Origin of the sequence: Streptococcus sp. oral taxon 056 str. F0418 (assembly GCF_000220065.1) — a bacterium.
Taxonomy (GTDB): Bacteria; Bacillota; Bacilli; order Lactobacillales; family Streptococcaceae; genus Streptococcus.
Map to the genome: position 1 here is coordinate 1,109,408 of NZ_AFQU01000001.1, position 13,174 is coordinate 1,122,581.

Consider the following 13,174-nt stretch of genomic DNA (forward strand, 5'->3'; position numbering starts at 1 on the left):
CTTTATCATTTTTTCTTCTTGTCTTCAAATAGATCCGGAGCCAATGCTAGGCTCACCATCGCTGTAACAGAGCGTAACAACCCCGCTGCAAAACCAAAAATAGGTGCTAAACTGCGGAAAAAGAAGTCTCCTCGAATAAATAGACAGAGAAGACCTGTCAGGATAAATATAGCTACTGCCTGTATGAAAGATAGGACGATTATCTTCTTCATCATGGATTCCTTCTAAATTTTTTCTAAAAAGACAAAAGGTTTTATTACCTATTACTAGACTTTCCCTAACCCAATTTGTTCGAGAACAGCCTGGAAGTTTGTTTTAACTTCTTCAAGTGAAACCGTCACTTCTTGACGAGTTTGATTATTTTTGACTGTGACTTGCTGGCACTCTAATTCACTCTCTCCCAAGGTAATGATGATCTTAGCTTGAAAAGTATCTGCTGATTTGAACTGGGCCTTGATCTTACGATCCAAATAATCACGCTCTGCAACAAAACCTTGACTACGAAGAGCCTGAACCAACTCCAAAGCTCCGCTATTTGCTTTAGCGCCTAAAACAGCGATATACGCATCCAGTTGAGTCTCTAAAGGCAACGAAACTCCTTGACTTTCAAGCACTAGAAGAATTCGCTCCATTCCCATACCAAAGCCAAAGCCAGGTGTTTCAGGTCCTCCAAAGTAAGAAACGAGACCATCATAGCGACCACCAGCACAAATCGTCAATTCACTGCCAGCAATTTCTGTGACGAACTCGAAAATCGTGTGGTTATAATAGTCTAAACCACGTACCATATTCGTATCAATCACATAAGCAATATCGAGGCTATCTAACATCTGACGAACTGCATCAAAATGTGCCTGACTTTCTTCATCCAAGTAATCTAAAATAGAAGGTGCATTTTCAACTGCTTCTTTATCTTCCTTTTCCTTACTATCTAGGACGCGGAGCGGATTTTCCTCTAAACGGCGCTGGCTATCGGCAGATAATTTATCCTTGAGAGGAATCAAATAATCAATTAAGGCTGTTCGATAAGCTGATCGACTCGCTGAACTTCCTAGCGTATTGAGGTGAAGGGTTACATTGCGAATGCCTAGCTCTTTTAAAAAGTGATCAGCCATCGCAATTGTTTCAACATCTGTAGCTGGATTGGCAGAGCCAAAGCACTCAACCCCAATTTGATGAAATTCTCTCAAACGACCTGCCTGAGGACGTTCATAACGGAACATAGAACCCATGTAATAGAGTTTCACAGGCTTTTGTATCTCTGGTGCAAAAAGCTTATTTTCTACATAAGATCGTACGACTGGTGCTGTCCCTTCTGGACGTAGCGTGATGTGACGATCTCCTTTGTCATAAAAATCATACATTTCTTTTGTGACGATATCTGTCGTATCTCCAACAGATCGGCTAATGACTTCATAATGCTCAAACATAGGAGTACGAATCTCTGCATAATTGTATTTTTTAAATGTCTCACGAGCAAATTCTTCAACATATTGCCATTTAGCAGAATCCTGAGGAAGAATATCCTGTGTACCTTTTGGCTTTTGTAATTTCATAATGACTCCTTCGTTCTTTTGTTAGTAATATTCTACCATAAGCATAGCCTTTTTTCTTCCTTTTAGAGGAATTTTCTCTGTGAGGCCTTACTATTTTTTTAAGAAAAAAATCTGTCAAGTAACTTTACTTTACAAAAAAGTTTTGATATACTATTAAAGTTGATGAAAATCAGTAGATTGAATCGAATTTAAATACCTAAAGGAGAAAAAGAAAATGGCAGTACCTGCACGTCGCACTTCAAAAGCGAAGAAAAACAAACGTCGTACACACTACAAAGTAACAGCTCCATCTGTAACTTTTGACGAAACTACTGGAGATTACTCACGTTCTCACCGTGTATCACTTAAAGGATACTACAAAGGACGTAAGATCGCTAAAGCTGCTGCAGCTGAATAATAGAAGGGAGATACCATGCGCGTAAATATTACACTTGAACACAAAGAATCTGGTGAACGCTTGTACCTTACTTCTAAAAACAAACGTAACACTCCAGACCGTCTTCAATTGAAGAAATACTCACCAAAACTTCGCAAACACGTTGTGTTTACAGAAGTAAAATAATTGAGATAAAGAAAGCCTATGAAATCAACATTTCAAAGGCTTTTTTTGTTTTTACCTAAAACCATGTAATAATAGGTTTAAATTATTTTATTTTTGTTTTGGATTTTATCGAATTATAAACATTACTTTTTCAATACTTATTATCACTTTTAATTTGACAAGAAAAAGTAGACAATGTATACTAAAGATAGATAAGTAGACAGCGTATACTTTTGGAGGAGATGAATGAAACGTAATACTGCCCAGCTGAAAGAACAGCTCATCCAAACAGGGATTGACGAAATCGGAAAACATGGAATTGAACAGCTTTCACTCAGGACTGTTGCCAGGGCCTGCGGTGTAACTCATGGCAGCCCTTACCGCCATTTTGAGAGCAAAGAAGGCTACCTCAAGGTGGTTTTGACCCAGCTTTCGCTGTTTCTCAATCAGGAAATCAATGAAAATATTGATGCGACAGGTTCTGCGCGTGATCAGCTGACCCGGCTTGGACTTAATTTCATTATTTTTGCCAAGACCTACCCTCATTTTTTCGAAGCTCTCTTTATCAAATTTCCTTTTAAATATATGAAGGTTACCCAGGACACCATTCTCTTAGAGTCTGACCTGCCTGGATTTGATAAATTTAAGGAGCTTGTTTTAAAGCTTCGCAAGGAGGAAAATTTTAGCAATAGCGAAGCAGAAAGCCTTTTTCACTTTTGGAGCTTTATCACAGGTCTAGCCGTTCTGACCAACAGTCCTATCGGACAAGACCTAGATCCTCAAGCTATCCAAAGCACGATCGAGCACATGCTCGACATTTATATCAAAGGAGAACGATCATGAAAACCTTGATTATTTACACCTACCCCAACCCAACTGGCTTCAATGCTGCTATTCTCAAAGAAGTTCAAAGCAACCTTTCTAAGAAGCACGAGTTGAAAACCTTAGACTTGTATGCCGAAAATTTTGACCCGATTTTGCGCTTTGATCAAGAACACAGACGCCGTGACCTGCATAAAGACCCTGAAATGGCCAAATATCGAGATTTAATCACTTGGGCAGACCATCTGATTTTCATTTTCCCTATCTGGTGGAGCGGTATGCCGGCCATTCTCAAAGGCTTTATCGACCGTGTCTTTGCGGCTGACTTTGCCTACTCTTATAAGAAAGTCGGACTCCAAGGCCACCTGCAAGGGAAATCCGGCTGGATTATCGTCAGCCATAATACACCAGGTTTTGCCCTGCCTTTCGTCCAAGACTATGGCAAGGTACTTAAAAATCAAATCCTGAAACCTTGCGGTATTTCTCCAGTCAAACTGACTGAACTCAACAGTGTAGAACGCAAAACAGATCAACAACGCCAAGAAATGCTCAAGAAAATCAGGCAGCTGGCCAGTCAAATTTAAGAACAAGCAAATAGGCACTTCCTAAGAAGCGCCTATTTTTATATTTAATCTAAGCCCACGCGCTTGAAGATTTCATCTACGCGCTTGGTGTAATAAGTTGGATTGAAGATTTCATCAATCTCCTCTTGAGTCAGACGGGAAGTGACTTCTGGGTCCGCTTCGAGCAGAGGCTTGAAGTCTACTTGATTGTCCCAAGATTGGGCAGTCTTTGGCTGCACCAAGTCATAAGCCTGCTCCCGCGTCATTCCTTTTTCAATCAGGGTCAACATAGCCCGCTGGCTGAAAATAAGACCAAAGGTTGAGTTCATGTTGCGCTTCATGTTTTCTGGGAAGACGGTCAAGTTCTTGACGATATTACCGAAGCGGTTGAGCATGTAGTCAATGAGAATGGTCGTGTCCGGAGCGATGATCCGCTCAGCAGATGAGTGGGAAATGTCGCGCTCATGCCAGAGAGAGACATTCTCAAAGGCTGTCACCATGTGGCCACGAATGACACGCGCCAGACCAGTCATATTTTCAGAGCCGATTGGATTGCGTTTGTGAGGCATAGCAGATGAACCCTTTTGCCCCTTGGCAAAGAACTCTTCGACCTCGCGCTGCTCAGACTTTTGCAGACCGCGAATTTCAGTCGCCATACGCTCGATAGATGTCGCAATCAAGGCTAGAGCTGAGAAGTATTCAGCATGGAGGTCACGTGGCAGGACTTGAGTCGATATCTCCTGCGGACGGATGCCTAATTTCTCACAGACATAACTTTCCACAAATGGCGGAATGTTGGCAAAGTTCCCAACCGCACCAGAGATTTTCCCGGCTTCCACACCCGCAGCCGCAATCTCGAAACGTTCAATATTGCGCTTCATTTCGCTGTACCAAGTCGCGAGCTTAAGACCGAAAGTCGTCGGCTCCGCATGCACCCCGTGGGTCCGACCCATCATGATGGTAAACTTGTGCTCCCGCGCCCGCTCTGCAATGATGTCAGTGAAGCGACGTAGATCCTCACGAATGATGTCATTGGCCTGCTTGTAGAGGTAGCCGTAGGCTGTATCCACCACGTCGGTCGAAGTCAGGCCATAGTGGACCCACTTGCGCTCTTCACCAAGAGTCTCAGAAACCGCCCGCGTGAAGGCCACCACATCGTGGCGCGTCTCCTGCTCAATCTCCAAGATGCGGTCAATATCAAAGCCAGCCTTTTCACGAATCAAGGCCACATCTTCCTTGGGAATCTCACCCAGTTCAGCCCAGGCCTCATCAGCCAGAATCTCTACCTCCAGCCAAGCCTTGTACTTATTTTCCTCAGTCCAAATGTTCGCCATTTCAGGGCGAGAGTAACGGTTGATCATTGTTGTTTTTCTCCTGTTCCACATATTTATCTTTAAGTTCTAAGATTTAAATTCGTCTAATGATAGATTCATTTACATCTTCACCCAATCTCATCACATGTTTCATTTTACGTTTGTCATTTATTCACCGCCCACTCCGCTGCTTTCTGTGCATGGATCACTGTTGTGTCGTAGAGTGGCAGGTCAGTGTCGGATTGCTTGACGAGGAGACCAATCTCGGTACAACCCAAGATAACAGCTTCTGCGCCAGCTTTTTTCAAATCATCTATAATGGTAAGATAAGTCTGCTTTGAGCTTTCTTTGATATCCCCTAGACAGAGTTCGTCATAAATGATCCGATTGACCTCTGTAATACCAGCTTGGTTTGGAATCAGCACTTCTAACCCAGACTCTATTAATTTCTCCTTGTAAAAATCTTGGGTCATGGTGTACTTAGTCCCTAGGAGACCGACTTTTTGAATACCGTCAGCCAACAAGGCCTGCGCAGTTGCCTGTGCAATATGCAAGATTGGAATCGTAATCTTTTCTTGTATCTGCGGAGCAACCTTGTGCATGGTGTTGGTGCAAATAACAATGAAATCTGCACCTGCTTGCTCCAAGCGCTTAGCAACATCTGCCAAAAGTTGACCGCTTTTCTCCCAGTCTCCGACTGCCTGATAATGCTCAATCTCTGCAAAATCAACACTATAAAGTAGAATCTTAGCAGAATGCAGGCCACCCAGCTCTTTTTTGATGGTTTCATTAATAATTTGGTAGTAAGATGTGGTGCTTTCCCAACTCATGCCACCAATCAGACCGATAGTTTTCATAGGCTAATCAAACTCCTCCTTGCTTATCGCCACCGACGGATAGTGCGGCAAGCTACTCAGATCTGTATCCAATGGTAAATTATAGATAGCCAGATAATTGTCTGGATATTGAATCTTTAATTCCTGATATTTGGCTTTTACTTTTTCATGGTCGACACTAGCAAAGAGCACTTCCACAACGGCAGTTTCTTTGTCTTCTTCCACAAAAGCATTAACGATGATTTGAATCATAGAAACCTCCTATATCACAATTCAACATCTAATTTTAAAATGTCTCCCTTTTCTCCATAATGGAGAAGCCGCAGATATTCTCCCCAAACTCTGGACTTACCAATGTCTGTATTCATCCAGCTATCCCGACCAATCTCAACATCCTTGTAAAAGGCATTGAAGGTATATGGGATGTAGCGAAGATGCTTTGGTAAGTGCTGAGCCAAGGTCCGCCATTGCCTACCAGTCGCATGGCTTTTACAAATGAACATAACGGTCTCAACAGTGTTAAAATCAAAAATTTCTTTGGCAAACAGTACGTTTTCTAAAGTATTGCTAGAGGAGCTTTCAGATTTAATCGTTTCTTCAGGAATGCCTGTAGCCAGTAGATGCTGGATAATAACCTCTGCCTCTGTATGGCCATTCCAATCTGGATGAGGCGTTCCCGTCAAACTTCGGCCACCGGTCACAATGATTCGTCTTACATAGCCTTTTTGATATGCCTCAATAGCTCTTTCCCAGTGGCCTGGGTGAGTCCCGCTGAAAACAAATAAAACATCACACGGCTGAGGTTCGATTATTTCCCCGAAAACACTCTTAGTTAAAAAGGAGATTTCTTTATCAGAGAACTCTTTCGGAACTTCTGGACTTTTCGGGATAATTGGTCTCATCTATAACATTTCCTCCACAGAGTTTTCTTAAAAATCAATCTCTTCTAACAGTGGTTGACTGACTTCTCTTGCTGACTTTATCAGCTGCGACAAGCCTAGTCAACTTTGCAGGGGTAAGACGACGGACCTTATAACTGGGGTCCTGTCTTACTCCCCAAACTCAACCACACTATCCGGCACATCACTAAACAAAGTCACATGTCCCATTTTGCGGTTGTGCTTCGCTTCTATTTTACCATACAGGTGGAGGTGGGCGCTTGGATTTTCTGTGACATATTTTTCAGCAGTCTCGACATGCTGGCCGAGTACGTTGAGCATGACAACTGGCGCATGCAGGTGGATAGCTGACAATGGTGCTCCCAGAACACCGAGAATATGAGTATCGAATTGCGAGAAGTCGCAGGCTTCGATAGAGTAGTGCCCAGAGTTGTGTGGCCGTGGGGCAATCTCATTGACGATGATATCATCAGCCGTCGCAAACATTTCTACGCAGAGGGTTCCAGATAGCTTGAGCTGGTCTGCAATTCGCACCGCCATTGCTTGGGCTTTTTCAGCTAGACTTTCTGAAATGCGGGCTGGCACAATCGTTTTAGAGAGAATGTTGTTGCGGTGGATATTTTCCTGAACTGGGAAAACCGTGACGTCCTTGCCATTTCCTGACACGATGACCGAAATTTCAAGGTCAAAATTGACAAATTCTTCCAAAACGCAGTCTGCTGAGTCAGCTAGGGCATAGGCTTCTGCCAAGTCTGCTTCTGAACGAATGACCTTCTGACCATGTCCATCATAGCCACCTGTTGCAGTCTTGAGGACATAGTTTTTCGGCAGGTCAATATCTGCCAAGTCTTGGCTAGAAGTCACGACCTTGTAGGGTGCAACGGCAACTTGGGCCTTGTTTGCGAGAAAGTCCTTTTCAAAGATCCGATTTTGAGAAATGCGGAGCAGGTCCGTCCCTTGAGGGAGCTGACCATCCTTGATAACGGCATCCAAACCGTCGGCATCAACATTCTCAAACTCATAGGTCAGGACATCGCAACGTTCCGCCAACTGACGCAGGGCATCCACGTCATTATAAGGCGACACGATAATCTCTGCCACGCGAGAGGCTGGACAGTCCGCCACAGGATCCAGCGCGATGACCTTGTGCCCCATGTAGATGGCAGAAATGGCCATCATCTGACCCAGCTGACCGCCACCGATGATTCCGATTGTTTTAGATGAGCTCATTGCTTGACTCCTCAGCGATTTTTCCTTGTTCTTCAGCAAAATCAGCTAGCGCTGCTGCCAGGTCTTGATCTTCAATGGACAAGATCCGCAGGGCAGTCAAAGCAGCGTTTGTCGCTCCCGCTTCCCCAATAGCCATAGTTGCCACTGGCACACCACCCGGCATCTGTACGATAGAGTAGAGCGAATCCAGACCACTAAGAGCGCGTGATTTGACCGGTACACCGATAACAGGCAAGGTGGTTTTAGCTGCTACCATTCCTGGTAGGTGAGCTGCTCCACCAGCACCTGCGATGATGACCTTGATGCCACGACTACGAGCTTCTTCGGCATGCTGAAACATGAGGTCGGGCGTGCGATGGGCAGAGACGACTTTCTTTTCGTAGGCTACACCGAAGCGGTCTAAAATTTCAGCTGTTTTTTGCATGGTTGCCCAGTCGGATTTGGAGCCCATGATGATGGAAATAATTGGTTTCATATTTTCTCCTCTGAATAAACTAATTCTTTTGCTCAATATTTTTTACAGTAGCTGATTCAACACTATAATGTTGAACAGTCTGATTAACCAGATTTTCAACGCTCTTAGGTTTTAGCAATAAACGAAGTATAATTGTCACAAGAGGTATAATGCTCGGCAAATCCTTCCAGACAGGTGTCAACACTTCTTCACTATCACGTCTTAAAAGCCAGTACTTTATTGTCTGCAATATTTTTCTTCTACTTTTCGTCTTCTCAGCTGTTCCAATAATCAAAGCCATCAGACTATGCGTCTCAACGCCTGCTTGACCAAGAATGACCTCAGATTTAGCGTAGCTGTGACTGGCTAGTTCTATCATGATTTTTGGAAAATTAACTCCTGCTTTATAGGCGTTAGCAGGCTCTACCATTCTAGGGTTACACTCTATATAGTAAAATTGGTCTCCCCTACGTATAAAATCTAGGGTTAGGCAACCATGCCATTGTATATATTGTCCTAATTTTTCAACATGCTCTCTCGTTCTTTTAGATTCTATGCTTAATCTTGCCGCAGCCGAACCACCCGCGCCAGAACCTACTTTTACGCTAGAATGCACTGCGAGTAATTCTCCATGATCAAACACTGCTTGAACCTGACCATAGTCTCCAACTATGTCTTGCTGAACCATCCATTCCTCATCACTCGCTGTTAATTTGCTCGTCACTTCAGCCAAATCTTTCTTACTTGAAATCTTATAAACCGATCGACCGGCAGTACCATAATCTGCTTTCAGCCAATAAGGATAGTCTAGCAGGATAGAGTCTGCATCTTTCACGTACTCCCACTTAGGTGTGGGAAGTCCTAATAAATCCGCAGTTTCAGCAAAAGCAATCTTTCCAGCCAACTTTTTAAACTGCTCTTTATCAGCAAGGGCGATTGGTAGCGATTGAAGCAAAAATTGCTTTCCATTTGCTAATAACCAGCCTTCCTCATGTGTTGGCAAAATGGCCTTATAATTGGTTTTACAAAGCAACTGACTAACCTGTCTCAGATAATCTACAGGAAAACGATTCACATCAACTATCGGAACTCTATGGGTTAGACGGCTAAAGTGTGCAATGGAAAATCTTCCAGGAGATAATACATCAATTTTATAGCTTTCTTTCAACAAAACTGTCAAAGTTTCTCGTGAGGTCAAGCTTGAACCTTCTAAAAATAGCAACCTATTTTTCATTTTTCAAACACCTGAATTCTATATTTAAGTCTCACGGCTAAAAAGTTTCATAGATTTGATTTACAAAGCCTTGCTTCCGATATCCGTACGGTAAAAGAGACCTGTGGTGTCTTGTTTTTTTAGTTGGTCGTAGATTTTTTCTTGCGCAGCTGAGACGGTATCTGCTGTGGTGACCAGCATGTAGACGCGGCCGCCGTTTGACAAGAGTAGCTGGCTATTGCCATCAAACTTAGCCCCTGCATAGTAGGTGATGATGTCGCCGTCTGTCTTCTCCGGCAGAGGCAGGCCTTTCTCATAGTCCAGCGGGTAGCCCTCTGAAGCGACAACTACGCCAAGTGTCACCCCCTCATCCAGCCAGGTGATAGCAGGCTCTTTCTTGTCCAAAATGTCCGTGATGTTCTGCGCAAAGTCAGACGTCAAGCGAGGCAGGATAATCTGGGTCTCTGGATCGCCAAAGCGCGAGTTGAACTCTATGACCTTAGGACCCTCTGCTGCCAAAATCAAGCCTGCATAAAGCACGCCCAGATAAGGTCGGCCCTCAGCTATCATGCCTTTGAGAACCGGCTTGACAATCGTCTCAACTGACTGGTCCACCACGCTTTGTGGCAGATGAGGCACTGGCGCATAAGCTCCCATGCCGCCTGTATTGGGTCCCTTGTCCCCATCGTAGGCCCTCTTGTGATCCTGAGCCGTCGGCAGGATGTAAAACTTGTCGCCATTGACAAAGGCAAAGAGGGAGAACTCCTCGCCATCCAGGAACTCCTCGATAACCACGCGCGCACCTGAGTTGCCGAACTTATTATCCAAGAGCATATCGTGAGCGGCCTCGACCGCCTGCTCCACAGTCTCTGCGACGACCACTCCCTTACCCAGAGCCAAGCCGTCCGCCTTGACCACGATAGGCGCTCCCTGCTTTTCGATGTAGGCTTTAGCTTCCTCAAAGTCGGAAAATGTGCCATAGGCTGCTGTCGGCACGCCGTATTTGACCATGATTTCCTTGGCAAAATCCTTGGACCACTCCAACTCCGCTGCTAAACGAGATGGACCAAAAGCCTTGAGTCCAGCTTGGTTAAAATCATCTACAATTCCAGCAGCCAGGGCATCATCCGGACCGATAAAGGACCAAGCAACATCATTCTCCTTGGCAAATTCTATCAGTTTGGAATGTTCGGAAATTCCAATGTTTACTAAATCCAACCCATCCAAGGTCATGCCATCATTTCCAGGTGCGACAAACACCTGCTCCACACCCTGAGACTCCAATAACTTCTTGGCAATCGCATGCTCGCGACCACCTGAACCAACAACTAAAAGCTTCATAGCCAAGATACCTCAATATCCAATATCACAGGCGCTTACGCACCAAGCTTACACATTACGTAAAAACCAGTGCAATTTTTACGAATTATTTATCTAAATTATATCACAATCGTTCGCTTTATTCCATTTGAAATGAAAGAAATATGGTAGAAGAAGCTTGATAATTTCTAAACTTTGATTTTTCCAATAAATTTCCCGAATAATATAAGTGGAGTTTTCCAAAAAAAATATTGTAAAGGAGATGTATGAAAAAATACAAAAATTTCTTACTGCTTTCAGCAACCTTGTTGACCTCACTATCCGCTCCCTTAGCTATAGCGAATGAACAGTTTAGCCCATCCCAGCTGACAGCTATGACCAGCGAAGTTTCCGTTCAGCTTGAAGGACAAACGGCGATTGTTCAGTACCAACCAACCGCTGCGCAAGAAGCTTATACCATCCAACATGCCGTCTGGTCTGAGGAGGGTGGCCAAGACGATATTATCTGGTATAAAGCCGACACACCTTCAACTAAAGTCAACTTAAATCAGCACAAAGGTCAAGGAACTTTTCGCATCGAAACCTACCTAGATGCAAATGGAATTAAATATCACCTCAGTAGTAAAACCGTCTTTCTCAATAAGTCAGAATCCCCAGCAAATAAAGCTAGACCAGAGCAGGCGGAAAATCAAACCAAGTCAGTCTCAGTAAAAGATGCTCCATCACCAATCAAGCCATCGACTTCATCTAGCAACAAACGAATCGATAATCCTCGCAACCCCTACTCAAAACCAGACAATCAAACAAAACAAGCACCATCTCGCCAACCAGCAAGTGTCTCAAAAAATGATTCACACTCCAAACCAAGTGCTTCTACCCAAGTAAACAAGGAAAAGAAGGTTGAACCAGCCCACGATAGTAAGCCTCAAATCAGTATTACTAACATTGATCAAACAAAGGGAACTTATACTGTCCGTATACAAGAGACTTCCTATTCAAAACGAATCAAATCTGTTAGAGTTCCCATTTGGAGCACTCCAAATCAAAGTAATCTAAAATGGTACGAAGCGATTCCAACGGGAAATGGTAGTTTTACTGTTCAATTTGACATTCAAAATCACCAACGGATCTATGGTAACTACATCAACCACATTTATATCACCTATGAAGATGGTAGCCATGTAGGCTATGTGGCTGAAAATATATCACTCCCTCAACCCGCACAACCAGTAGCAAATCCTATTCTCCAAGTTACTCACAAAGATCAAGCTCTCTATCAAATCACCTTGCAAAACAGTTTTGGCGATGGAAATATCCTCTTTCCAATCTGGTCCGATATAAATGGACAAGATGATCTCCGTTGGTACACCGCAAATTCTCTCGGAAATGGCCGCTATTCGTTAGATTTTAACGCCAATCATCATATCGGTGATGGTCTCTATCATGTCCATGTTTATCGACAATCTGGCGGAAAGGTAACCGGAATCATGTCTTCTACTTTTCAAGTGACACCTCCTAAAGCACCATTGAAACAGACACGTACGATTGACCCAACCAATACTTATCCTATCGGAGAGTGTACTTGGGGCGCTAAAGTCTTAGCTCCTTGGGCTGGAAATTGGTGGGGAAATGGCGGAGATTGGGCGGCCAGTGCCAAGCAAGCTGGATTCCATGTCGGAACTACTCCTCAAGTGGGCGCTATTGCATGCTGGACTGATGGTGGGTACGGACATGTCGGTGTCGTGACTCATGTAGACTCGCGCACACGCATTCAGATCCAGGAAGCAAACTATGCTGGTCAACGATACATCGCAAACTTCCGAGGCTGGTTTGACCCAACTATCGCCCAAGGCACTGTTTCCTACATCTATCCCTACTAGATACGACTGGCACCTTCTTAGTCACAGAAGGTGCTTTTGAGCATACAAAAAGACTTTCTAGTCACAGAAAGCCTGTATATCATCACTTGTTGTCTGCGGAGTGATTTTTAGCACTTTTTCCTGCTGCCCTCCTTTAAAATAGCCAAAATAAGGTACATACTTAATGTTGTAAAATTTACGAAAACGACTAAGAGGCTCCGTCTTATTTTCACTATCTATGTAGTAAAAATCTGCTTTTACCTTTTTTAACTGCTGTACAAAATGGCGACAGTATGGGCAAGTCCCTCGACCAATATACAAGTAAAAATCCTGCCCTGCTTCTTGCTTGGCCATCAGCTCATCTGGTGTAACCTTTCGAAACCATTGCACAACATCTCTATATTCTGTCAATCCATCCCGTCGCTCGGCCACCTCTGTCTGTATCGGATGAGTAAGACCAAAGAGTACAATTCCTAGAAGCAACAAACCAACTAAATACCATTTCTTCTGCTTCATGCTACATATCACATTCCTTATTTTACTTTATTATAGCAAAATAATAAAAAAC

At 43.7% G+C, this 13,174-nt stretch carries 16 protein-coding genes; 5 read left to right on the forward strand and 11 right to left on the reverse strand.

Going from position 1 to position 13,174, the window contains the following annotated elements:
- Positions 1-5: 5 nt before the first annotated feature.
- Complete coding sequence (locus HMPREF9182_RS05445) at positions 6-215, reverse strand: hypothetical protein (protein WP_009443676.1); 210 nt, start codon at positions 213-215, stop codon at positions 6-8.
- 51 nt (positions 216-266) lie between these two features.
- Positions 267-1,556 carry a histidine--tRNA ligase gene (gene hisS / locus HMPREF9182_RS05450; RefSeq protein ID WP_009754711.1) on the reverse strand — a complete coding sequence of 430 codons (1,290 nt, stop codon included), beginning with the start codon at positions 1,554-1,556 and terminating at the stop codon, positions 267-269.
- A gap of 214 nt (positions 1,557-1,770) precedes the next feature.
- Between hisS and rpmF the strand changes: the two genes are divergently transcribed.
- From rpmF to HMPREF9182_RS05470, 4 genes are all read left to right on the forward strand, one after another.
- Positions 1,771-1,953: a 50S ribosomal protein L32 gene (rpmF, locus tag HMPREF9182_RS05455; protein WP_008809991.1), complete on the forward strand. Its 183-nt coding sequence runs from the start codon at positions 1,771-1,773 to the stop codon at positions 1,951-1,953.
- A gap of 15 nt (positions 1,954-1,968) precedes the next feature.
- On the forward strand, positions 1,969-2,118 hold the full coding sequence (gene rpmG / locus HMPREF9182_RS05460; RefSeq protein WP_001265622.1) for a 50S ribosomal protein L33: 150 nt from the start codon (positions 1,969-1,971) through the stop codon (positions 2,116-2,118).
- A gap of 225 nt (positions 2,119-2,343) precedes the next feature.
- Positions 2,344-2,940 carry a TetR/AcrR family transcriptional regulator gene (locus HMPREF9182_RS05465; protein ID WP_009754916.1) on the forward strand — a complete coding sequence of 199 codons (597 nt, stop codon included), beginning with the start codon at positions 2,344-2,346 and terminating at the stop codon, positions 2,938-2,940.
- Positions 2,937-3,503, forward strand: coding sequence for an NAD(P)H-dependent oxidoreductase (locus tag HMPREF9182_RS05470; RefSeq protein ID WP_009754325.1), 567 nt, complete (start codon positions 2,937-2,939; stop codon positions 3,501-3,503). Before HMPREF9182_RS05465 ends, HMPREF9182_RS05470 begins: the two co-directional genes overlap by 4 nt.
- A gap of 44 nt (positions 3,504-3,547) precedes the next feature.
- Here the strand turns inward: HMPREF9182_RS05470 and purB are convergent, their stop codons facing one another.
- From purB to purD, 8 genes are all read right to left on the reverse strand, one after another.
- The gene (gene purB / locus HMPREF9182_RS05475; protein ID WP_009443505.1) at positions 3,548-4,843 is read right to left on the reverse strand and encodes an adenylosuccinate lyase; all 1,296 of its coding nucleotides are present in this window, start codon (positions 4,841-4,843) and stop codon (positions 3,548-3,550) included.
- A 116-nt stretch (positions 4,844-4,959) separates the two neighbouring features.
- Entirely contained in the window at positions 4,960-5,652 is a 693-nt protein-coding gene (locus tag HMPREF9182_RS05480) for an aspartate/glutamate racemase family protein (protein ID WP_009754590.1), read from the reverse strand.
- Positions 5,653-5,655: 3 nt separating this feature from the next.
- Positions 5,656-5,883, reverse strand: a complete 228-nt coding sequence (locus HMPREF9182_RS05485; RefSeq protein ID WP_009443775.1) for a hypothetical protein — start codon at positions 5,881-5,883, stop codon at positions 5,656-5,658.
- Positions 5,884-5,897: 14 nt separating this feature from the next.
- Positions 5,898-6,533, reverse strand: coding sequence for a YdcF family protein (locus HMPREF9182_RS05490; RefSeq protein ID WP_009754760.1), 636 nt, complete (start codon positions 6,531-6,533; stop codon positions 5,898-5,900).
- A 147-nt stretch (positions 6,534-6,680) separates the two neighbouring features.
- Positions 6,681-7,760 (reverse strand): 5-(carboxyamino)imidazole ribonucleotide synthase, encoded by a 1,080-nt coding sequence (gene purK, locus HMPREF9182_RS05495; RefSeq protein ID WP_009754881.1) that lies wholly within the window; start codon positions 7,758-7,760, stop codon positions 6,681-6,683.
- Positions 7,747-8,235 (reverse strand): 5-(carboxyamino)imidazole ribonucleotide mutase, encoded by a 489-nt coding sequence (gene purE / locus HMPREF9182_RS05500; RefSeq protein WP_009443647.1) that lies wholly within the window; start codon positions 8,233-8,235, stop codon positions 7,747-7,749. Before purE ends, purK begins: the two co-directional genes overlap by 14 nt.
- A gap of 19 nt (positions 8,236-8,254) precedes the next feature.
- On the reverse strand, positions 8,255-9,448 hold the full coding sequence (locus HMPREF9182_RS05505) for an ATP-grasp domain-containing protein (RefSeq protein WP_009754411.1): 1,194 nt from the start codon (positions 9,446-9,448) through the stop codon (positions 8,255-8,257).
- 60 nt (positions 9,449-9,508) lie between these two features.
- Positions 9,509-10,768, reverse strand: coding sequence for a phosphoribosylamine--glycine ligase (gene purD / locus HMPREF9182_RS05510; RefSeq protein WP_009443906.1), 1,260 nt, complete (start codon positions 10,766-10,768; stop codon positions 9,509-9,511).
- Positions 10,769-11,013: 245 nt separating this feature from the next.
- Between purD and HMPREF9182_RS05515 the strand changes: the two genes are divergently transcribed.
- The gene (locus HMPREF9182_RS05515) at positions 11,014-12,627 is read left to right on the forward strand and encodes a GBS Bsp-like repeat-containing protein (protein ID WP_009754650.1); all 1,614 of its coding nucleotides are present in this window, start codon (positions 11,014-11,016) and stop codon (positions 12,625-12,627) included.
- Between the two features lie 57 nt (positions 12,628-12,684).
- On the opposite strand, the gene HMPREF9182_RS05520 is transcribed toward HMPREF9182_RS05515, so the two are convergent.
- Positions 12,685-13,122 (reverse strand): thiol reductase thioredoxin, encoded by a 438-nt coding sequence (locus HMPREF9182_RS05520; protein WP_009443155.1) that lies wholly within the window; start codon positions 13,120-13,122, stop codon positions 12,685-12,687.
- Positions 13,123-13,174 lie beyond the last annotated feature (52 nt).

Bases quoted from the DNA above. Each gene is read 5' to 3' on its own strand.
- rpmG (WP_001265622.1), top strand. From the start codon at position 1,969: ATGCGCGTAAATATTACACTTGAACACAAAGAATCTGGTGAACGCTTG.
- HMPREF9182_RS05515 (WP_009754650.1), top strand. From the start codon at position 11,014: ATGAAAAAATACAAAAATTTCTTACTGCTTTCAGCAACCTTGTTGACC.
- HMPREF9182_RS05445 (WP_009443676.1), bottom strand. From the start codon at position 215: ATGATGAAGAAGATAATCGTCCTATCTTTCATACAGGCAGTAGCTATA.
- purB (WP_009443505.1), bottom strand. From the start codon at position 4,843: ATGATCAACCGTTACTCTCGCCCTGAAATGGCGAACATTTGGACTGAG.
- HMPREF9182_RS05470 (WP_009754325.1), top strand. From the start codon at position 2,937: ATGAAAACCTTGATTATTTACACCTACCCCAACCCAACTGGCTTCAAT.
- purK (WP_009754881.1), bottom strand. From the start codon at position 7,760: ATGAGCTCATCTAAAACAATCGGAATCATCGGTGGCGGTCAGCTGGGT.
- HMPREF9182_RS05490 (WP_009754760.1), bottom strand. From the start codon at position 6,533: ATGAGACCAATTATCCCGAAAAGTCCAGAAGTTCCGAAAGAGTTCTCT.
- purE (WP_009443647.1), bottom strand. From the start codon at position 8,235: ATGAAACCAATTATTTCCATCATCATGGGCTCCAAATCCGACTGGGCA.
- HMPREF9182_RS05465 (WP_009754916.1), top strand. From the start codon at position 2,344: ATGAAACGTAATACTGCCCAGCTGAAAGAACAGCTCATCCAAACAGGG.
- HMPREF9182_RS05480 (WP_009754590.1), bottom strand. From the start codon at position 5,652: ATGAAAACTATCGGTCTGATTGGTGGCATGAGTTGGGAAAGCACCACA.
- HMPREF9182_RS05485 (WP_009443775.1), bottom strand. From the start codon at position 5,883: ATGATTCAAATCATCGTTAATGCTTTTGTGGAAGAAGACAAAGAAACT.
- HMPREF9182_RS05520 (WP_009443155.1), bottom strand. From the start codon at position 13,122: ATGAAGCAGAAGAAATGGTATTTAGTTGGTTTGTTGCTTCTAGGAATT.
- HMPREF9182_RS05505 (WP_009754411.1), bottom strand. From the start codon at position 9,448: ATGAAAAATAGGTTGCTATTTTTAGAAGGTTCAAGCTTGACCTCACGA.
- purD (WP_009443906.1), bottom strand. From the start codon at position 10,768: ATGAAGCTTTTAGTTGTTGGTTCAGGTGGTCGCGAGCATGCGATTGCC.
- hisS (WP_009754711.1), bottom strand. From the start codon at position 1,556: ATGAAATTACAAAAGCCAAAAGGTACACAGGATATTCTTCCTCAGGAT.
- rpmF (WP_008809991.1), top strand. From the start codon at position 1,771: ATGGCAGTACCTGCACGTCGCACTTCAAAAGCGAAGAAAAACAAACGT.